This window comes from Enterovirga aerilata, assembly GCF_013044135.1.
Taxonomy (GTDB): domain Bacteria; phylum Pseudomonadota; class Alphaproteobacteria; order Rhizobiales; family Beijerinckiaceae; genus Enterovirga; species Enterovirga aerilata.
In genome coordinates this window covers 34,735-54,940 of the sequence record NZ_JABEPP010000004.1, presented here as the reverse complement: position 1 = coordinate 54,940, position 20,206 = coordinate 34,735, and the positions used below count along the sequence as shown (strand labels likewise).

The window sequence follows — 20,206 nt, the reverse complement described above, 5'->3', positions numbered from 1 at the left end:
CCGCCCTCGTGCGGATCAGGCTTGTCCCGGTCTACGCGCGGGGGACGGTTTGGTTCGGGAGGACGCGGTGCGGCAGTGGCGGCCCGCGTCGTGCCGGTCAGGCCGCGAGGTCGGCCACCACAGCGTCCAGCACCGGGAAGCCGGCCGGCGTGACCGCCAGGCGCGAGCCGAGATGGCCGGCAAGGAGGCCGTCCCCGACGAGGTCCGAGATGCGGCGGGCGTCGAGCCGGCGGCCCGCGAAGGCGCGGAAGCGCTCGGGATCGATCCCCTCGCGCAGGCGCAGGCCCATCAGGAGGAACTCGTCCGCGGCCTCCTCGGCCGAGAGGGTCGTGAACTCCGTCAGACCATGGCCGTGCCGCTCCACCCGTTCGAGCCACTCCTCCGGGCTGCGCTCCGTCGCGGTCGCGACCCGGCCCTCCGGCGCGACGATCCGGCCGTGCGCGCCGGGCCCCACGCCGACATATTCCCCGTAGCGCCAATACACGAGGTTGTGCCGCGATTCGGCGCCGGGCCGGGCGTGGTTGGATATCTCGTAGGCGGGCATGCCGGCGGCGTCGCAGATCTCCTGCGTCAGGTCGTAGAGAACCCGCCCCGTTTCGGCGTCCGGCACGACGAGCCGGCCTGCGGCATGAAGCTTCTCGAACCAGGTCCCGGGCTCGATCGTGAGCTGGTAGAGCGACAGGTGCTCGGCCGCGTGGCTGATCGCCTGCCGCAGCTCCTCCGCCCAGGCCTCCGGCTTCTGGTTCGGGCGGGCATAGATCAGATCGAACGAGTACCGCTCGAAGGTCTTTCGCGCGACCGCCACCGCGGCGAGCGCCTCCGCGGCCGAATGCATGCGGCCGAGCCGGCTGAGGTCGGCATCGTTCAGCGCCTGGACGCCGATCGAGAGGCGGTTGACGCCGGCGGCGCGGTAGCCGCGGAAGCGCTCGGCCTCCACGCTCGTCGGATTGGCCTCCAGCGTCACCTCGGCGTCCGGAGCGACCTCCCAGGCTCCGCCGACCGCGTCGAGCACCGCCCCGACCGTCTCCGGCCTCATCAGGGAGGGCGTGCCGCCGCCGAGAAAGATGCTCGTGACCCGGCGCCCCGGGGTGAGCGAGGCCGCATGCGCGATCTCGCGCGCGAATGCGGCCGCGAAACGCGGCTCGTCGACCCCTGTCTGCCGGACATGGCTGTTGAAGTCGCAATAGGGGCATTTCGCGAGGCAGAACGGCCAATGCACATAGACGGCGAAGCCGGCGTCGCGGGTCGGGTGGTCGAGCATCGAGCCACCCTAGCACAGAACGTGCGGGCAGGGTGGCGCGTTGCGAAACCTTGACGCCGCGGGACCGGCCGGGCAGGCCGCTTCCTCGCTTTCCGAATCGTTGACCGGCCGATCTGCCGGATGTGAGGAGTTGGAGGATCATGGCCGCAGACGTCGCGGATACCGGTGTCGCAGCCGAGGAGCTGAAGCAGTTCATCGAGCGCATCGAGCGGCTCGAGGAAGAGAAGGCCGGCATCGCGGGCGACATCAAGGACGTGTTCGCCGAGCTGAAGGGCCGCGGCTTCGACGCGAAGGCGGTCCGCTCCATTCTCCGGATCCGCAAGAAGGATCATGCCGAGCGCCAGGAGGAGGAAGCCATCCTGGAGCTGTACATGCAGGCGCTCGGAATGACCTGAGCGAGCGCGTGCAGGCCGGGAGATCGGCCTGTAGCTGGCGCCGCCCGGCCCGCGGCGCGGGATTCAGGGTATGGGCCCCCAACCCCCCCGGGGGTACGTTTTTTCGCTGGTCGCGCCGGCTGTCCTGGGCAAGATTCGGGCTGATTGCGAGGCAGATCAGGTCCGTGATCGGCGCGGTCTGCGGTGCTCGCATGTCGCGCCGGCATCGCGTGCTGCGCTTCCACCTGCACACCCCTCCGCGGGCCGTCGCGGCAATCTCTCGTGCCGAGGCGCGTTCTTCGATTTTGCTCGCCTTCGAGGTAGCTTGGTTACCCACCGTTAGCCACATACATGGGGGCATTTTAGCCATCGAAAACAACTTCTCCGGGAAAGACTTGTCGCTGCGAAGTCTCTATCGAGAGAGGAACGATGGCAGAGAGTTATTCCGACGGTACCTACGTCAGCTACGCTGATAACGGTAGCGGCAAGGTCTATTACGATCGACCGGGTCGTCAGACCGAATTCTACGGCGGATCGGACGTCCCGCCGCCGGATCAGCCCTCGGCGGGCGATCAGTCGACCGGGCCCGGCACCACGCCGTCCCAGACGGAAACGGCCGCCAGCGAACCCCAGGACGGCAGCCAGAACCAGTCTTCCACCGACATGGCGAGCGCTCCGCCCCCCGCCGCGGGGAGCGATGCGGGCACGACGGGCGCTCCCGCCGAGCCAGCTCCGACCGCCAATGCCGGCAATGCTGGCGGCACGACCCCGCCCGGGGCTGCCGGCGGATCCAACACGGGCGGCAGCCAGCCCACGACCGAGGTCAGCGACGCCGGCGGATCGGGCCAGCCCTCGGCCGGCGGCGGGCTGATCGAGGGGGTCACCGAGGTGGTCCGGGATGTCGCATCGGGAGATTCGCCGGGTACCGGCGGGATCATCGGCGATGTCGCGGGCGGTGGCGGCATCAATCCCGGACAGGGCGTCTCGCTCGGCGGCGTGACCGACATCGCGACCGGTGCGGTCGGCGGCGTAAGCGGAACCATCGGCCAGGTGGTGGCCGGCGCGGGGCTTGGCGGGATCGGCGGGGCGCTGTCGACTCTCCTCGACGACACGGGACTGACGTCTGGCGGCAGCGGTCCGAGCCTCCTCGGCAGCGTCGTTGCGGCCCCCGGGACCATCCTGTCAGGGGCGCCTCTCGGGAACGCCCTCAACCCGGTCTTCACCAGCGTCGGGAATGTCCTGGACGATACGGGTGATGTCCTGGGCGAGCTCGGCTCCGCGGTGTCGGTCGGCGGGCTCGGGTCGGTCCTCGGTGCGACGGGCGGCGTGCTCGACGCGACCGGCGACGTCGCCGACTCGCTCGGGTCCCTGTCCCTCGGCACCGGAATCGGGCTCGGGTCGATCACCGGGATCGTCAACGACGTCAGTCTGGACCTGACCGACACGCTGGCCGGGATCGGCGCGGGCGCCGGTGCGGGTGGCCTGGTCGGGAGCCTGACGGACACGATCGAGTCGGTCGGGATCGGCCATCTCGGGACGAACGGCCCCGACGGAGACTCGAACCTCCTCACGTCCGTCATCGCGGTGCCCGGGGCGGTCCTATCGGGCGCCGATCTCGGGGCGAGCCTCGATCCGGTCGTCGAGAACCTGGGGGACACGCTGGACGCCGCGGGCGGGCTCGTCTCCACGGCGATCGGCACGCTGGACGGTGTGGGCGACGTTGCGACGCCCGTGACGGGTCTGGTGCAGGAGGTCGTGGATGGCGGCGCGACGGGCGCCTTGGACGGGCTGACCGGCGCGCTTCCCGGCGGCGACGGAGGCTCGCCCATCCTCATCGACCTCGTGAGAGGCACCGTGGACACGCTGGGCGACGTTCTCGGCGGAGTGCCAGGCGGCGGCACGGGCGGCGAGACGCAACCTCTCGTCACGGCCGATGTGGGCAGCGGCGGCGCACCGTCGATCCTCACAGGGAACCTGCTGTCGGCGGGCGACGGCTCGCCCTCTCCGATCGAGGTCAACGCGCTCGACACTGCGCAGCCGACGCTGCTCGACGTCGATGCCATCACGGGCGGCGATCAGCTCGCCTTCGCGGCCCTGGACGGGACCGGCGCGGACTCGCTCGTCGGCAGGCTGCTCGACACGGCGCCGCTCCCGGCACCGGTCGACGCGCCCGCGGCCGATGGCGATCTGTCCCTCGACCTCGGCGTGCTCGACATCGCGATCGCGGATCTCGGGCATTCCGATCCGCACGCAGATGTCCGGTCCGGTTCGCTGCTGAGCGGGCTTGCGATCTGACGATGCCGCTCCGGGGCGATTCGCCCCGGAGCTCTCACCACAGTGTCCACGGCCGGCCGCGCCGTCACCGACAAAGCCCTCCATGACCCAAAAAACCGGCCGCGGGCCTTCGCACGAGATCAGTCTCGCCGAGATACTTCGGCCGTGCAGAAACGTGATCGTGGCCGTCGCGGCCGTCAGCGGGCTGATCAACCTCCTGATGCTGACCGGCCCGCTTTTCATGCTTCAGGTCTATGACCGCGTACTGCCGAGCCGGAGCGTTCCGACGCTGGTGGCGCTGGGGCTGATCGCCCTGGTGCTCTATGCGATCCAGGCCGCGCTCGAGATCCTGAGGTCTCGGACGCTCGGCAGGGTGGCCAGGGTCGTCGACGAACGGCTGGCGGCCCGGCTGTTCCGGAAGGTCGTGGAGGCTTCGGCGGAGAAGCGCGAACCTTCGTCGAGCCTGCAGGCTCTGCGGGATCTCGATACCTGCAGGTCGTTCCTGTCGGGCGGCGGGACCGTTGCGATCTTCGATCTGCCATGGATGCCGCTCTATCTGGCGGTCTGCTTCGCCTTCCACCCGCTGATCGGGATCGCGGTGCTGCTGGGAGCCTTGCTGCTCGCTGCGGTGACGGTCACGACGGACAAGCTGAGCCGCGGTCCGGCCGAAGCGATGGTGGCGGCCGCCGCGACCCGGCAGGTCACGGCCGATGCGGTCTGCAGGAACGCGGAACTCGTTCACGCCCTCGGGATGCGGCATCGCACGACGCGGCTCTGGGGACGGGACAATCAGGCTTACCTCGACCGCAGCGAGGCCGGAGGCGACGTCGCGGGCGCGGCTGCCGGTCTGTCGCGGTTTCTCCGGACGGCTCTGCAATCGGGTATCCTGGCGCTCGGGGCTTTCCTCGTCATCAAGGGAGAAGCGACGCCGGGCGTGATGCTCGCCGCAACGATCATCTGCAGCAGGGCCCTCGCGCCGCTCGACCAGGTCATCGCGAATTGGCGCAGCTTCGTGAGCGCGCGTCAGGGCTGGTCCAGACTCCGGGACTGGTTCGCCAATCCCCCCGCCACTCAGGATCCGACACCTCTGCCTGTCCCCTCCCGCAGCCTTCGGCTGGCCTCGGTGTCGCTGGCGCCGCCCGGCACCGATACGCTGATCGTCCACAATGTCAGCTTCGCCATCGAGGCAGGGAGCGCGTTGGGCGTCATCTGGCCGAGCGGGTCCGGCAAGTCGTCCCTCGCCCGGGCGTTGGTCGGCTTATGGCGCCCGGCGCGCGGTGTGGTGCGTCTCGATGGGGCGACGCTCGACCAATGGGAGCCCGACGCGCTCGGGTCCTTCATCGGCTACATGCCGCAGGACGTCGAGCTCCTGCGCGGGACGGTCGCGCAGAACATCGCCCGTTTCGCAGATCACCCCGATCATGGGGCGCTCATCGCGGCGGCTCAGGTCGCCGGCGTCCACGAGGTCATTCTGCGCCTGCCGAACGGCTACGACACGCCGGTCGGCGAGAGCGGAGCGCGCCTGTCGGGCGGCCAGAAGCAGCGTATCGGGCTGGCGCGTGCCCTTTATGGCGAGCCCTTCCTGGTCGTGCTTGACGAGCCGAACTCGAACCTCGACGCGGAAGGGGAGCGCGCCTTGACGGCCGCGATCCACTCCGTCCGCGCCCGCGGTGGGATCGCCGTCGTGATCGCGCACCGGCCGAGCGCGCTTGCGGCCGTGGACAAGATCCTGGTCCTGAACGAGGGCCAGGTCCAGGCCTTCGGGCCGCGGGAAGAGATCCTGCCGCGCCTGCTCGGGCCGGCCCGCCCGGCGACGGTTCCCGCGCCCGCCGAGCCTTCTCCCGCTGCAAGGAGCGCCTGATGGACGCACCTACCACAACCACCATGCAGTCCGTCACCCGGCATCTCGCCCTGATGGTCGGCGCGGTCGTCCTGCTCTGCGGTGCCGCCATCGCCGGCGCGGCCGTCGAGTTGTCGGGCGCGATCATCGCCGCGGGCTCGCTGGTGGTCGAGTCGAGCGTCAAGAAGGTCCAGCATCCGACGGGCGGCGTGGTGAGCGAGCTCCTGGTCCAGAACGGCCGCCCGGTGCGGGCCGGAGAGCTCCTGATGCGCCTCGATGCGACGACCGCGAAGGCGAATCTCGACGCCGTTACCAAGACCGTCTGGGAGCTCTCGGCCCGCCGCGCCCGCCTGGAAGCCGAGCGCGACGGCCTCGAGGAGGTCAGAATGCCGGAAGACCTCACGGCGACGGCGCTGCAGGAGCCGGACCTCGCGCGCATCCTCACGGGAGAAGCGCGGCTGTTCCGCCTCCGGCGGGATGCGCTGGCGGGGCAGAAGGGGCAGCTCAGGGAGCAGATCGCGCAGCTGCGAGAGGAAATATCGGGGCTCGAGGAGCAGAGCGCTGCAAAGGCGCAGGAGCTGGAGCTGGTCGCCCGGGAGTGGCAAGGGGTTCGGGAGCTCTGGCAGAAGCAGCTCGTCCAGATCACCCGGGTGACCGCGCTCGAACGCGAGCAGGCCCGCCTCAAAGGCGAACGCGGCCGGCTCGTTGCCGCGGCCGCACAGGCCCGCGGGAAGATCTCGGAGACGGAACTTCAGATCATCCAGCTCGACCAGAACCATCGCAGCGAAGTCGCGGCGGAGCTGGCGGAGATCCGCGCCAAGCTGTCCACCGTGGTGGAGCAGAAGGTCACGGCCGAGGACCAGCTTCGGCGCGTCGACATCCGGGCGCCGCAGGCGGGCATCGTGCACGAGCTCGCGGTGCATACGCCGGGCGGCGTGGTGAGTGCCGGCGAACAGATCATGCTCATCGTGCCGAATGCGGATTCGCTGGTGGTCGACGCCCGGATCGCTCCCGAGGACATCGATCAGGTCCGGCCCGGGCAGGCCGCGGTCCTGCGCTTTCCCGGCCTGAACCAGAGGACTACCCCGGAACTCCGTGGCGAGGTCATCCGCATCGGGGCGGACATCACGGAAGACAAGCGGACCGGCATCAGCTTCTTTCTCGTGCGCATCGCACTCGCTCCCGGCGAGGCACGGAAGCTCGGCGACGTGCAGCTCGTGCCAGGGATGCCGGTGAACGTGTTCATCCGGACCAGCGAGCGGACCATCCTGTCCTACCTCCTGAGGCCGCTCACCGACCAGGTGCGACTCGTCTTCCGCGAGAGCTGACGCAGATACCCGTCGGCTCGGCCACCTGCGGCCCGGCGCGGCCCACCTGAACTTGCGAAGGGCGCGGCCGGCAGACCCTGGTCTCTGTGATCAAGCCTGCAACTTCAGGTCACCGATCTGCCGACGCGCCACGAATTCAGCATCCGTCAGGGGCAGTTCATCTCACAATCATCGAATCCGTGGCACGGCCGAGATCCGAACGGGCCCATTCGTTCTCGTCAGTCAACTGTTAGGAATCGAGTGCCTCAAACCGACAGCGCGGCAAACATCGGACCCGATTGGGAGTATAACGAGGCACATCACCTCGAAAGTGTCTGCGACGATGGGAGCGAGAGGTAGCCTTCGACACCGTAGAGCGGGCCGCGCGGCCTCCCACCTGACGAGGCGGTCGTAACCGAGATGCGTGTGCCGCGAATTCCGTTCCCCGAGCCCGTGGCCGTGTGGCTGTTCAACGGACAACCGGATCTCGGCATGCGGCTGATCCGGGACGTTCACGACGGGCTGGCGGCCCTACACCGGTATGGGATCGAGAACCTCAAGAACGACGGATGTCCCTGCCGGGAATGGCGCGTCGCCCGCTCGGCTCTCGACGAGGCGCTGCGGGAACCCACTCTGGAGAACGTTTCCGCCGCAAGGACCGCGCTCATCGATGCTGCTGCCCGGGTCGGAGCACTGGCCGCGACGGACGGACACGGGATCTTCATCATGAGACGAGAGCCGTTCGCCACCTGATGGCGACCTTCCCGGTCCGGACCCTGGCTCGGTCAGGATCACCGCCGTTCGCTGCCGCGCCCTGTCGGATCGATCTCGATTGCAGGCTTGCCGGTCGGACCGCGATGGAAGCCGATGCCTCTTGCCTTCAAGGTCGAGACAAGCGCCTCCACGCTGGAAGCCCGGGTGTCGAAGGCGGGCCGCTCGGCCTCGAAGCGATTGATCGTGGCAACCGAAACATCCGAGCGGCTCGCCAGCTCGCGAACGGACCACCGCAGAGCCCCCCGCGCGGCCCTGATTTGAGCTCCCACGACACCGTCGTCCGACACCGTCGGCCGATCGTCACCCGCGCTGCCGGCTCCGAAATCATCCAGGTCGAGGACGACCCCGGCCATACGCAGCACCCCATCGTGCAGCCCCGGAACGAATCCGCCTCGCCAACGAAGCCGCCGCACCCGTCCGTCCGCCGTCGTGTAGCGGAAATCCACCTCGATGGGTCCGCGACGCGAGACCGCCGTCTCGCGGGCCAGATTGACCCGAGCGACGTCCTCCTCATGCACCCGGGCCATGAAATCATCGACCGTCAGCGACGTGACGCCCAGAAATTCCCGCGCCGATTGCGCGAGCCACAAGCGCCTGGACATCACATCGAACTCCCAGAGCCCGACATGGCCCAGGTCGAAGGCAGTGTTGCAGCGCGACGACATATCGTCGACTGCGGCCTTCAGCCGATAGACGTCGTCCCGGCGCTGCACGACGAGCAGAGCGCAGGCGCCGACTGGCGAGACAGAGTAGGTCAGCCACATCGACAGGCCGGGGACGAAACGCTCTTCTTCGATGCGCCCGCCGCCCGCCAACACCTTCTCGATGCCGAGAAACAGCGGATCACGGTTCAGACCGGGATGTCTTTCGAGCAGCCTGTCGCCGACCTCGAGGTCGAGGATGGCCTGGGCTGCCTGATTTATCTCGCAGATCCGGCCATTGCTTTCGATCAGGGCTATACCGTCAGGCACGTTCTCCAGGACCGCACGGAGCTGGCTGCGGCAACGCCGTAGCTCCTCGTCCCGCTGAACCTCGACGGTAACGTCGCGCAGAGCCCCCCAGATGCCGAGCCGAGGGCAGTGCGGCACGATCGGCTTGAACGGTCCGATCTCGAGATTGCGCTCGTGCCCTCCGTCGAGTCGATGAAAGCGCACCCGGACGGGCAGCCGAGCCAGGGTGCTGCCTTCGAGCACGCTCCTTGCAAGCTCTCGATCTTCCTCGTGCACGTGCCGGATGATCGTCTCGATTCCGATCCGCTCGCTGGAGCCGGCACCGAGGATGCCCCGGGAGATCGACGGCAGGGCGAGGTCGTTGCGATCCAGCAGCATCAGGAACCCGCTCCCGCCGCTGCTGTCGGACCAGTTCAAATGATCGTGAGCGGTAGCCGAAGGCATCTCTTCGAGCCTGCGATTGTGGTCGAAGATGCAGACGAGGCCGGGCTGATGATCGGCAGAGTTCTCCAGGCGGACAAGAGACACCAAACGTATCGTGCCGTCCCGGCGAACGATTCGGAATGTCCCGTCGCGGGCCGGCAGTGGACTCTCGCCCGCTACCAACAGTTGTCGGACGGCAAGGTCATCAGGGTGAACAAAGCTCATAAAAAGAGATAGAGACGGCTCGAAGCCAGCTTTGTTCAGACCCAAAAGGGCGTATATTCCGTCAGACCATATGACGTCTTTCCCAACAAAACGGATCCATGGTAAGGTATCCGATATATCGTCAGGCATATAAGGTTGCGGTGTACCTGACGTGTCAGCTGTCACATTGTCTAAGACTTGAGCAACGTTCCTGTCCAAGCGGAATTGTCCTGAGGTGCATTAGAATCTGCATGATCATCCAGGCGGCTCGCGAATGCAACCGTTGATTTAAAACCATGCGTGGATGCTCGGGGCGGCGCCACCCGGCCTATCGCACCGACCGCAGGGCTGCCGACAGCCCGGCGGTCGACGTCGGGATGGTTCTGAAGCGCCCATTCTGGGTAAAGATCACCTCGGCGGGGTCGCCTCTGCGCAGCGCCTGAGTGATTTCCCGGTTCACGCCGAGGAAGCCGAGGCACACGCGCTCGTCGCAAGACGTGAGGGGGACATCGACCGCTTTCGCCACCCCCTCCAGCTTCAGCCCGACCCATTGTCGCGTCTCGTTGGCACGAGGCATCCTGACGATCATGACGGCTTCGCCTGACCTGGTGCCGGCGAGGGTCCAGCTGAAGGCCATCTCGCCCGAGCTATCCACGACGACCTGCGAGACGTTGCAGACCCTCGTTCTCTGCCTGACCTGTTCGTCGCAGATCAGGGTCCAGCCCCCGAAGGGCTGGATGGAGCGGCGGATCTCGCCGTTCTGGGCCCCCGGCGCATTGTCGAAGGGCTTGATGCGGTAGGTCTGTTCTGCCCCGCTCGCCACCTGGGCGGCCGAGCAGAGCATCGCGGCCGCGAGCCCGAAGGCCGACGATCGGACGAGCCGCATGACGGCCTCAGTTCAGGGTGAGGCTGAAGCCGCCGCCGACGCCCCATTTGCCGTCGGAGGTTGTTGCGGAGACATTGACCCGCGCGAGGCCGTTCTGAGACGTGTAGCCCAAGCCGAAGGCGGCGCCGGCTTCGCCCTGCCAAGCGCCTCCGCCGGCCGCGATGCTCAGCTTCCCGGGCGTGGAATCGAACCTGAGGGATCCCGCGGCGAGGCCGATGGCGGCGGCCTGGCGAGCTTCGCGTCTCACCTCGCGAAGCTCCTGCCCGAGGAGGTTGACCGCCGTGGACGTGTTGCCCGCAAGGTTCGAGATCTGCTGGTCCACGTAGGTCCGCAGGTCCGAAACCGCCGTCCTGACTTGGCCGACATTCGCCGCATCGGTCGTGTTCGTGCCCGGCGCAACGTTCCGGATCAGCACCGGCGTGTTCGGGTCGGCGCCGGCGAGCGTGATCGTATTCGTCGGCCCGCCCGTCGACGGGTCCACATCGTATCGAACGGTCGTCCGGGAGAGGCCGTAGACTTGATCGCCGTTGACGGCGTCCGTCGATCCCGCCGCGATCGAGCCGCCGGCGACGCCGGTCAGCACGCGAGGACCGGCAGTCCCGGCGATGTTGACGACCGTGCCCGCCGTTGCGGCGCCCACCGTGATCGGCGATGTGGGAGTGTCCTGCACGACGAGCCCGGGCCCGATCGGGTTGGCGCCGACCTGGAGCGCGGCGATGGCCGAGCCGACATCCGAGTAGCTGTTGTTGCCGACCACATAGGACGGCCCGGTGAACCCCCCGGTCGATGCCGAGAACGAAGCGCCGCCTCCGAGCGCTGCGGTCGTGCCGAGTACGCCCTGGTTCGTGGCGTTGAGCTGCCCGCCGGTGACCGCGTCGGTCGATCCGCTCGCGACCGTTCCGGCTGCGACACCGGTCAGGCGCCGGGGTCCGCCCGTTCCGTTGATGTCGACCGTGTCTCCGCCCGTCGCTGCGCCCACCGTGATCGGCGATGTGGGAGTGTCCTGCACGACGAGCCCAGGCCCGATCGGAGTGGTGCCGACCTGGAGAGCCGCGATCGCGGAGCCGACATCGGTGTAGGTATTGTTTCCGACGACGTAGCTCGGAGACGTGAAAGCTCCGAGGGCGCTGAAGCCCGCGCCGGACCCCAACGCGCCGGCCAGGGTGTTGCCGACGGACCGGAGCTGCCGGACGTTCACCGCATCCGTGTCTGCGGTCCCGCCAGCCAGGTTGGTGATCTGGCGCTCATTGCCTGCCGACCCGACGGAGACGACGCCCAGCGTCGTGCGCAGACCTGTGCCGGTGAAGAGCTCGGATGCACCGTTCAGGCGGTCGGCCACAGAGTTCGCTCCCAGCGCGACCGAACCGGCGGTCGTTGCACTGGCCCCCGTTCCGAAGGCGACGGCGTCGACGATGCCGGTCGGTGTGGACGCGCCGTTTCCGATTGCGATCGCGCTCGTGTCCCCGGCGCTCGCCCTCGGATTGCCGTTGCCGCCCAGCCCGTCGATCTGGCCGCCGCCGAGCGTGATGCCGTTCGGGCTCGTGACCGATACGGAGCATCCGCTCGTCGGCAGGCTGATGAGGTTGCCGTTCGCGTCGATGGCCGAGACCGAAAGGGGCTGACCGCTCAGAACGCTCACGAGGTTCGTGTTGATGTTGCCGACAAGCCCATCCAGGATCGGATCCAGCGGCGCCAGAAGACCTCCCAGAAGGCCGCTGGCGGAGTTCACGACCGGGGTCAGCACCGGAAGGTTGACCGCCACGCCGGAGCACAGGCTCACGACCGGGGCGCTCTGTGCGGCAGCCGGTGTGTATCCCCCCTGCGCCAATGCTGCAGAGGTTACGGCGGCACCCGCCAGCAGGCGAAGTCGAAGGCCTGAACTCATCCTGAGCGATGGCAGGAAAGCGGCGATACAGGCGGAATTCAGCAGCATCATCGGCTCACGAAAAAATCATACGCCGAATTGTTGTGCTGTATATGGTTAACGATAAGTTGTGATTATAAATAAATTCGGAATATGATAAGATCATATTATATAACGTTGAATTATGCCAAAATATAACTCAGTCCGTTGTCGAAATGATGCAGCAAATGAATGAAAATTATGGACAATCCAGGGAGAAAAGATGCAATTCAGCTCGGGCTGACGACCTATCCGGGGTGACATTCGGTTAACGGGGTGCAGGGCTGAATGGTGAGGTCTAGAGCGATTCGTTCGCGGCGGCTCGGCCGCCTCCATTGGGCCGCTTCATTCCGACGTGGGAGCGAGATCGTGATTTCGCAGATGAAGCGCGCGCTTGAAGCCGAGGCGGTCCTTGCTGCGCTGGGACGGGCGGTTGCTCTCATCGAGTTCGAGCCGACAGGCAGGATCCTTCGGGCGAACGAGAGTTTTTGCGCCGCGATGGGTTACGAGCCGGCGGAGATCGAGGGCAAGCACCACAGGATCTTCGTCGACCCGAGTTATGCCGAGAGTGCTGACTACCGGCAATTCTGGGAGAAGCTTGGCCGGGGTGAGTACGACGCCCGCGAGTACAGGCGCTTGGGCAAGAACGGACGCGAGGTCTGGATCCAAGCCTCGTACAATCCGGTACTTGACCGCCGGGGCCGCGTCCGGAAGGTCGTCAAGATGGCCACCGTGGTCACCGATCAGAAGCTTAGGAATGCCGAGTACGAAGCGAAGCTGAATGCGCTCTCGCTCGTACAGGCGGTGATCGAATTCACGCCGGCGGGCGAGATCATCACCGCGAACAGGAACTTCCTCGATCTGATGGACTATGGTCTGGAAGAGCTACGTGGCCAGCACCACCGGATGTTCGTCGATCCGGCCTATGGCCGATCCTCCGAATATGCCGAGTTCTGGGCGAAGCTGAACCGTGGCGAGGCCATCGCATCGTCCTTCAGGCGCCTCGGCAAGGGCGGCAGGGAGGTCTGGATCCAGGCTTCGTACAACCCGATCTTCGACCTGAACGGGAAGGTCATGAAGGTCGTGAAGTTCGCCACCGACATCACGGACCTGAAGGAGATCGGCGCCGGGCTGTCGCGGCTGGCCGAGAACGACATCGAGCGCGGCATCGACCGGCCGTTCGGACCGGCCTTCGAACAGCTTCGGCTGGACTTCAACCTCGCGAACGAGACCCTGCGCTCAACCCTGTCCCGCATCGTTCAGGGCTCTGCGGCCATTCAGTCGACGAGCGCAGAGATCGCCTCGGCCTCCGACGACCTGTCGAGACGGACGGAGCAGCAGGCCGCGAGTCTGGAGGAAACTGCCGCCGCCCTCGACCAGATCACGGCGACGGTGAACCGGACGGCGGATTCGGCCTCGCACGCCCGAGAGATCGTGCGGGCGGCCAAGCTGGATGCGGAGAAGTCGGGACAGGTCGTCCGGGACGCCGTGGGCGCCATGAGCGCGATCGAGCGTTCGGCCGGTCAGATATCGAGCATCATCGGCGTCATCGACGAGATCGCGTTCCAGACGAACCTCCTGGCCCTGAACGCGGGTGTGGAAGCGGCGCGCGCCGGAGAAGCGGGCAGAGGCTTCGCGGTCGTCGCGTCCGAGGTGCGAACCCTAGCGCAGCGCTCGGCAGAGGCCGCAAAGGAGATCAAGGCGCTCATCTCGGCATCGACGGGCCAAGTCTCGGACGGCGTGGATCTCGTGGGTCAGGCAGGCAAGGCGCTGACCCGGATCTCGGAGCAGGTCGCCGAGATCACGGAGATCGTGACTGCCATCTCCTCTTCCGCGAGGGAGCAGGCCATGGGCCTCGCGGAAGTGAACACCGCGGTCAACCAGATGGACCAGATCACGCAGCAGAACGCCGCCATGGTCGAGCAATCGACGGCCGCCAGCCGCGCGCTTGCCTCCGAGGCGGCCGAGCTCGCCGGATTGATCGGGTTGTTCCGCGTCGGCGAAACGACGGGCTCCCGCCCCACGCAGGCCGCTGTCGACCGCCCGTCCGGGCAGCATGCGGCGGGCGGCGACGGACGAGCCGCCGCTCGCCTGAAGCTGGTCGCCCAGGCGAGGACGATCCGCGGCTGAACCAACTCGAAGCACACGCGCTCTTCCGGAACATCGCCGGTGCGGGTCGGCTTTTCCGGCCAGCACTGCCCGAAAGGCGGGAACGGCCGGAGGGAGAGCCTCTTCGGGATCCGCGTGCAGGTGCCGGCATCGTCTGGCGCCCGCAACTCCCGCCTCCGGGGGAGGGTGACTCACGCCGGAGAGCGTCCGGTCGTCAGACCGTCGTCTTGTCCGTCCGGCCCATGCCCGCGACGTCCGCTCCGCCCGATATCCGCTCGTCCGACCAGCCAGCGGCGCCGGCCGAGGCGCGGACCCGCAAGTTGTTCTGGACGTGGATCACGCCCGACACGCTGTCGGCGAGATCCTCGGCCCGGCGCTTGTCGAATCGGTTCGCAACCGTCCCGGTCAGCGTGACCTCGCGTCCGCTCACGCTGACCTCTATGTCGGACGCGTCGAGATGCGGATCGTCCGTCAGGCGGTCGTTCACGTCCTCCAGGATGCGCTCGTCGGACCGCTGATAGCTCTTCGGGCCGCGTCCGCGATGCTCGCCGGCGCGGTCGCGCAGGTCCAGCCGGCGGATGCGCTCCTCGTCATCCTCCCCGCCGAACCAGGACGCGACCGTCTCCCCGGCCCGGTCCAGCCAGCCGCGCTCCCGCGCCCGGCCGAAATCCCCGGGATCGTCCCGGCCGCTCTGGTCACGGCCGAAAGCCATCTCGCCCACGGAGCGTCCTCCGCCCCGATACGAGACCCGGCCGGCCCCCCAAGTATCCTCCCGCCGGCCGCCGCTTGGCGACCCGCCATGCCCGCGGCCGTAGCCGGAGCGGTAGTCTGAATCCCAGTCCCGGCCGGGCTCGTCGCGGCGGCCCATGCTGTCCCGGTCACGCCCGTAGCTGTAGTAGTCATGCCCGCCCGGATAGTAGCGGCTGCCGCGGCCGAGCCCTTCCCCTCGTGCGAAGCTCTCACGGTCGTAGCGCGAAAAGCGATCGGGGTCCGGCCCGCCACGGTCCCAATCGTCCCGGCCGCGTTCGCGCCCGCCATGGCCGCGATGGCGCTCGCGCTCGTCTCCCCAGCGGCCAGATCCCGCCATCTCATCCTCCCGAGCATGCGTCCGGGCGCGCGACTGCGCGCCCGCTCGCCGGGTTAACGGCCGGCCCGCGCGCCCGTTCCGGGGGCAGAACGGGCAGGAACGGTCGCCGATCCCGTCCGTTCACTCCCCGAACCCCGAACCAGGAGATGGCAATGACGAGCAACGCTCATCCGAAGACCCGCATCCCGTCGGACGCCGACCTGAAGGGCAATCCCGGCATCGGCCAGTCCAAGGGAACCACGATGGCCGGCGAGGACGTGGATATCATCGCGGGCGATTCCACCGTCGAGGGCGACGTGGAGAACGAGACGACGCCGCAGGGCGGTGTCGATCCCGGCCATGTCGGCCGGACCAACTCGTAGCGGGACTGCCCTATACGGCGGCGCGCGTCGCGCCGGGCTCCGCCACCGCGATGCCGGCGCCCATGTATTCGGACAGCTTGTTGCGGAGCGTCCGGATCGAGATGCCGAGGATCCGGGCCGCATGGGTCCGGTTGCCCAGGCAATGGTCGAGCGTGTCCAGGATGAGGTCGCGCTCGACATCGGCGACCGTGCGGCCGACGAGCCCGCGCGTGACCGCCTCGGCGGTCTGGACGGCGCGATCGGCCGGAGAGGGCGGGGCGCCGAGCGCTTCGCCATCCGGCGAGCGGATATCCTCCGCCTCGATCAGCTCGCCGGCGGCCAGCAGCACCGCGCGGTGCATGGTGTTCTCGAGCTCGCGAACATTGCCGCGCCAGGCATTGCGGGCCACGAGGCGCTTCGCTTCGAGCGACAGCGCCCGGGCCGGGAGGCCGTTCAGCTCGGCGTAGCGCTTGCCGAAGAATGCCGCCAGCTCGAGGATGTCGGCCGGCCTGTCCCGGAGGGCCGGGATGCGCAGGTTCACGACGTTCAGACGATAGAGCAGATCCTCCCGGAAGGTGCCCTTGCGGACCTCATCGGCGAGGTTGCGGTTCGAGGTCGCGATCACCCGGATGTCGACCTTGACGGGCTGGGAGCCGCCGACCCGGTCGATCACCCGCTCCTGCAGGGCGCGCAGCAGCTTCGCCTGGAGCCGGACGTCCATCTCGGAGATCTCGTCGAGGAGGAGCGTCCCACCATGCGCCTCCTCGAACTTGCCGATGCGCCGGGCGACGGCGCCCGTGAAGGCGCCCTTCTCGTGGCCGAAGAGCTCGGATTCGAGCAGGTTGTCCGGGATCGCCGCACAATTCACCGACACGAAGGGCCTGTCTCGCCGGCCCGACTTCGCATGGATGTGGCGGGCCAGGACCTCCTTGCCCGTGCCGCTCTCGCCCGTAATCAGCACGGAGGCTTCCGAACGGGCGATCTGCTCGGCGAGCTTGACCACCTTCTCCATCGCCGGGTCGCGCCAGACGAAGGAGCGGGTGTCCGCCGCGACCGCCTCGATCACGGCTGCGATCATCTCCGGATCGGGAGGGAGCGGGATGTATTCCTTGGCGCCCGCCTGGATGGCGGCGACGGCCGCACGCGCGTCGGTGCCGGTGCCGCAGGCGACGACCGGCGTGCGGATGCGCTCGGCGTCCAGCGCCTCGACCAGCTCCCGGATCGGAAGCGCGACCTCCATCATGACGAGGTCCGCGCCGCGCGTGCGCAGGAAGGCGAGCCCCTGCGCGATCCCGTCCGCATGGCTGACGGAGGCGCCGCGGCTGATCGCGATCTTGGAGGCCGTGATGAGCTCGCCGGAGAGGCGGCCGATGATGAGAAGGCGCATGATGGGCGGTTATCCGTTGACGATCGGGCTCAGGCGCCCGGCCTGACGATCTCGGTCATGGTGACGCCGAGGCGATCCTCGACCAGGACGACCTCGCCGCGGGCGACGAGCCGGTCGTTGACCAGAATGTCGATCGCCTCGCCGACCTTGCGATCGAGCTCCAGGATCGCGCCGGGACCGATCGACAGGAGGTCTCCGACCGGAACCCGGACATGGCCGAGCACGGCCGACAGGGTCACCGGGACGTGCAGGATCTGCGCGAGGTCGGCCGGGTCGCGCGGGACCGGGCCGTCGGAGGGCCGCCCGCCGGACCCGAAGGCGAGATCGCCCTCCCCGAGCTGCGGCAGGGGGACGTCGGATGAGGCTGTCATGGCATTGCCGGCCCGTTCTCGTGTCTCTGGTCAGCGGGCGCCGCGCTCGCGGCCGCGAGTGCGGCATCGATCGCCCGATCGAAGGCGGCGCGATCCCGCGCGACGCCCCCGTCCGCCCATTCCAGCCGGACGTCGCCCGGCCCGAAATCCTCGTCGCCGATCACGATGATGCGGCCCTCGAAGCCGTGTTCGCGGCCGATCCGACGCAGCATCGCCTCGGCATCCTCCACCAGCGGCGCCCCCACGCGCGCAACGAGATGCGGCACGCCGCGCAGGTGGCGGAAGGCTGCCGCGCCCGCATCCGCCACGGCCGCGAGCGGCTGGGCGGCGAGGGCGGAGCCGGCGAGCTTGCGGGCGAGCGCCTCGAAATAGGCGAGCGCCTCGTCCTCGATATGCGTCACGGCGATGTCGAGCGCCGCGAAGCGCGCGGAGGCCTCGGCGGCAAGCCTCTCCATCGCGAGGGCCAGGCGGCGCTCCGTCTCGGCGGCGGCCTGACGCCGCCCCTCCTCCACGCCGTCCGCGAAGGCGCGCCGGAGCGCCTCGTCGCGGGCGGCGCGATCGGCCGCCTCGCGCGCGGCGACCTCCTCGGCACTTGGCCCCCGGAGGTCGTCCCCGAACAGGAACTTGCGGGCGGTCGACATCAGCCCTGCGCCATCCAGCTGCGGAGCACGGCGGCGGCCTGCTTCGGATTGCCTTCAGCGAGGTCGTTGATGCGCACCACCTGCTCCGCATTCTGCAGGCTGTTGATCGCGAGCTTGCCGTAGCTCTCCGCCTGCCCGGGCTGGGGCAGCGCCGCGAGATCCGCGCCGTCGCCCGCGAGCGCCAGGCTCGGGGGGGGCGCGAGGAGCGCCGCGGCGGGCGCGACGATCTGCTTCACCATCGGCCGGACGACGAGCAGGAGGACGACGAGCACCAGGAGCGAGATGATGCCGAGCTCCACCCAGTGCAGGATGTCCTCCTTGGTCGGGTTGAGCAGGGAGGCCAGGAGCGAGGCCTTCTCGCCCTCGGCGATCTGCGGCCCCTCCGCGAAGGGCAGGTTCACCACCTCGACCTGGTCGCCGCGGCTGCCGTCGAAGCCGACCGCCGTGCGCACGAGCGCCGCGATCCGCTCGAGTTCCTCCTTGCCGCGCGGCTGATAGGCCGTCTCGCCGCCGGGGCCGCGCCCATACACGCCGTCGACCAGCACCGCCACCGAGAGGCGCTTCAGGCGGCCCGCCTGCTGGATCTCCGTCCGGGTGGTGCGCGAGATCTCGTAGTTGATCGTCTCCTCGTTCTTGCTGGAGACGTCCTTCGGCGCCGGCTGGGCCGCCGGCTGAGCGTCACGGGCGCCCGGCAGCTCGTTGCCGACGCTGACCTGGTTCTCGGCATTCGCGGTGGACGCGTTCTCGCCGCGCGTCTGGGTCGAGCGCACGACGCGGCTTTCGGGATCGAAGCTCTCCAGCCGGCTCTCGATCCGGGAGAAATCGAACTCGGCCGCGACCTGGACGCGGGAGCGCCCGACCCCGACCACACCCGCCACGATCTCCTCGACCTGGGCGCGGAGCCGGCGCTCGAGCGCGACCCGCTTCTCTTCCGTGGCCGCCGTGCCGAGCGCATCCGCTCCGCCGCTCCCGTTCGCGAGAAGGCGGCCGCGTTCGTCGATGATGGAGATGTTCTCCGGCGTCAGACCCTCGACCGCCGAGGCGACGAGATGGCGGATGGCCTGGACCTGGTCGGCCGCGAGCTCGCCGCGCAGCTTCAGCACGATGGAGGCGCGCGCCGCCTCCTTGTCCCGCGCGAAGAGCCGCCGCTCCGGCAGGGCAAGGTGCACGCGGGCGCTCTGGACGCGTCCGATCGTCCGGATCGTGCGTGCGAGCTCGCCTTCGAGGGCGCGAAGGTGGTTGATGTTCTGGACGAAGCTGGTGGTCGAGAAGGCGTCGCCCTTGTCGAAGATCTCGTAGCCGACGCCCCCGCCCGACGGGAGGCCCTTGCCGGCGAGCTCCATGCGGATCTTCGCGATATCGGACCTGGGCACCAGGATGGTCTGGCCGTCGTCGCGAGTCTCGTAGCGGATGCCGCGCGCGTCGAGGTCGCGGATGATGCTGCCGGTGTCGCCGCCCGCGAGATCGGTGAACAGCACGCCCATGGCGGGCTGCGAGACGCGCAGGATGACGAATGCGAAAAAGCCGATCAGCGCCAGCGTGACGGCGCCCATCGCCGCCAGCCTGGCCGGACCGAACCTGGTCAGGAGCTCTATGACGCCGCCCACGTTGAACCCACGGAAACCCTGCCGGGCCGTCGGAGCGGCCCTCACCCGGCAAAGATTTCCCGGTTCGTGGTTAGCGTCGGGTTAAGCAGCCTCCGATCCGGGCTGCTTGCCTACTGGCGATAGTGCTGGATGCGCGTCGTGCGCAGGCCCGCCAGCCCGTGCTCGTCGATCGATTGCTGCCAGGAGAGGAATTCCTCGACCGTGAGCGTGTAGCGGCTGCACGCCTCTTCCAGGCTCAGGAGCCCGCCGCGGACGGCGGCCACGACCTCGGCCTTGCGGCGGATGACCCAACGGCGCGTATTGGACGGGGGAAGATCAGCGATGGTCAGCGGGGAACCGTCTGGACCGATCACATACTTGACGCGCGGTCGTAAAGGCTCGGTCATCTTACGCTCACATACACTTACGCTGACCACTCAGGCTGAACCTAGACAGCCGCGCTTAAGATTTGCTGAAGCGAATCATCC

General features: G+C 68.4%; 17 protein-coding genes. 7 read left to right on the top strand and 10 right to left on the bottom strand.

Going from position 1 to position 20,206, the window contains the following annotated elements; genetic code table 11:
- Positions 1-97 precede the first annotated feature (97 nt).
- Positions 98-1,261, bottom strand: coding sequence for a radical SAM family heme chaperone HemW (gene hemW / locus HJG44_RS14215; RefSeq protein ID WP_171219056.1), 1,164 nt, complete (start codon positions 1,259-1,261; stop codon positions 98-100).
- Between the two features lie 140 nt (positions 1,262-1,401).
- On the opposite strand from hemW, the gene HJG44_RS14210 reads away from it, so the two are divergent.
- From HJG44_RS14210 to HJG44_RS14190, 5 genes are all read left to right on the top strand, one after another.
- Positions 1,402-1,656 (top strand): DUF2312 domain-containing protein, encoded by a 255-nt coding sequence (locus HJG44_RS14210; RefSeq protein WP_171219055.1) that lies wholly within the window; start codon positions 1,402-1,404, stop codon positions 1,654-1,656.
- 408 nt (positions 1,657-2,064) lie between these two features.
- Positions 2,065-3,930 carry a hypothetical protein gene (locus tag HJG44_RS14205; RefSeq protein WP_171219054.1) on the top strand — a complete coding sequence of 622 codons (1,866 nt, stop codon included), beginning with the start codon at positions 2,065-2,067 and terminating at the stop codon, positions 3,928-3,930.
- 82 nt (positions 3,931-4,012) lie between these two features.
- Positions 4,013-5,770 carry a type I secretion system permease/ATPase gene (locus HJG44_RS14200; RefSeq protein WP_171219053.1) on the top strand — a complete coding sequence of 586 codons (1,758 nt, stop codon included), beginning with the start codon at positions 4,013-4,015 and terminating at the stop codon, positions 5,768-5,770.
- A complete protein-coding gene (locus HJG44_RS14195; RefSeq protein ID WP_171219052.1) occupies positions 5,770-7,077 on the top strand; it encodes an HlyD family type I secretion periplasmic adaptor subunit in 1,308 nt (435 codons plus the stop codon). The genes HJG44_RS14200 and HJG44_RS14195 overlap by 1 nt, the downstream gene beginning before the upstream one ends.
- A 405-nt stretch (positions 7,078-7,482) precedes the next feature.
- A complete protein-coding gene (locus tag HJG44_RS14190) occupies positions 7,483-7,809 on the top strand; it encodes a hypothetical protein (RefSeq protein ID WP_171219051.1) in 327 nt (108 codons plus the stop codon).
- Between the two features lie 38 nt (positions 7,810-7,847).
- On the opposite strand, the gene HJG44_RS14185 is transcribed toward HJG44_RS14190, so the two are convergent.
- The 3 genes from HJG44_RS14185 to HJG44_RS14175 all read right to left on the bottom strand — a co-directional run bounded on the left by HJG44_RS14185 (position 7,848) and on the right by HJG44_RS14175 (position 12,055).
- Positions 7,848-9,308 carry a PAS domain-containing protein gene (locus HJG44_RS14185; protein ID WP_210261132.1) on the bottom strand — a complete coding sequence of 487 codons (1,461 nt, stop codon included), beginning with the start codon at positions 9,306-9,308 and terminating at the stop codon, positions 7,848-7,850.
- 427 nt (positions 9,309-9,735) lie between these two features.
- Complete coding sequence (locus tag HJG44_RS14180; protein WP_171219049.1) at positions 9,736-10,293, bottom strand: invasion associated locus B family protein; 558 nt, start codon at positions 10,291-10,293, stop codon at positions 9,736-9,738.
- A gap of 7 nt (positions 10,294-10,300) precedes the next feature.
- The gene (locus tag HJG44_RS14175) at positions 10,301-12,055 is read right to left on the bottom strand and encodes a YadA-like family protein (protein WP_171219048.1); all 1,755 of its coding nucleotides are present in this window, start codon (positions 12,053-12,055) and stop codon (positions 10,301-10,303) included.
- A 522-nt stretch (positions 12,056-12,577) separates the two neighbouring features.
- On the opposite strand from HJG44_RS14175, the gene HJG44_RS14170 reads away from it, so the two are divergent.
- On the top strand, positions 12,578-14,326 hold the full coding sequence (locus tag HJG44_RS14170; RefSeq protein ID WP_171219047.1) for a methyl-accepting chemotaxis protein: 1,749 nt from the start codon (positions 12,578-12,580) through the stop codon (positions 14,324-14,326).
- A 193-nt stretch (positions 14,327-14,519) separates the two neighbouring features.
- Here HJG44_RS14170 and HJG44_RS14165 read toward each other — a convergent pair whose 3' ends face one another.
- Positions 14,520-15,392, bottom strand: coding sequence for a BON domain-containing protein (locus tag HJG44_RS14165; protein ID WP_171219046.1), 873 nt, complete (start codon positions 15,390-15,392; stop codon positions 14,520-14,522).
- A gap of 152 nt (positions 15,393-15,544) precedes the next feature.
- On the opposite strand from HJG44_RS14165, the gene HJG44_RS14160 reads away from it, so the two are divergent.
- Positions 15,545-15,754, top strand: a complete 210-nt coding sequence (locus HJG44_RS14160; RefSeq protein ID WP_171219045.1) for a hypothetical protein — start codon at positions 15,545-15,547, stop codon at positions 15,752-15,754.
- Between the two features lie 10 nt (positions 15,755-15,764).
- Here HJG44_RS14160 and flbD read toward each other — a convergent pair whose 3' ends face one another.
- The 5 genes from flbD to sciP all read right to left on the bottom strand — a co-directional run bounded on the left by flbD (position 15,765) and on the right by sciP (position 20,125).
- A complete protein-coding gene (gene flbD / locus HJG44_RS14155) occupies positions 15,765-17,120 on the bottom strand; it encodes a sigma-54-dependent transcriptional regulator FlbD (protein ID WP_171219044.1) in 1,356 nt (451 codons plus the stop codon).
- A 29-nt stretch (positions 17,121-17,149) separates the two neighbouring features.
- A complete protein-coding gene (fliN, locus tag HJG44_RS14150) occupies positions 17,150-17,491 on the bottom strand; it encodes a flagellar motor switch protein FliN (RefSeq protein WP_171219043.1) in 342 nt (113 codons plus the stop codon).
- Positions 17,488-18,132, bottom strand: a complete 645-nt coding sequence (locus tag HJG44_RS14145; RefSeq protein ID WP_171219042.1) for a FliH/SctL family protein — start codon at positions 18,130-18,132, stop codon at positions 17,488-17,490. Before HJG44_RS14145 ends, fliN begins: the two co-directional genes overlap by 4 nt.
- The gene (fliF, locus tag HJG44_RS14140) at positions 18,132-19,685 is read right to left on the bottom strand and encodes a flagellar basal-body MS-ring/collar protein FliF (RefSeq protein WP_246736300.1); all 1,554 of its coding nucleotides are present in this window, start codon (positions 19,683-19,685) and stop codon (positions 18,132-18,134) included. The genes HJG44_RS14145 and fliF overlap by 1 nt, the downstream gene beginning before the upstream one ends.
- 164 nt (positions 19,686-19,849) lie before the next feature.
- Positions 19,850-20,125: a CtrA inhibitor SciP gene (gene sciP / locus HJG44_RS14135; RefSeq protein WP_171219041.1), complete on the bottom strand. Its 276-nt coding sequence runs from the start codon at positions 20,123-20,125 to the stop codon at positions 19,850-19,852.
- Positions 20,126-20,206 lie beyond the last annotated feature (81 nt).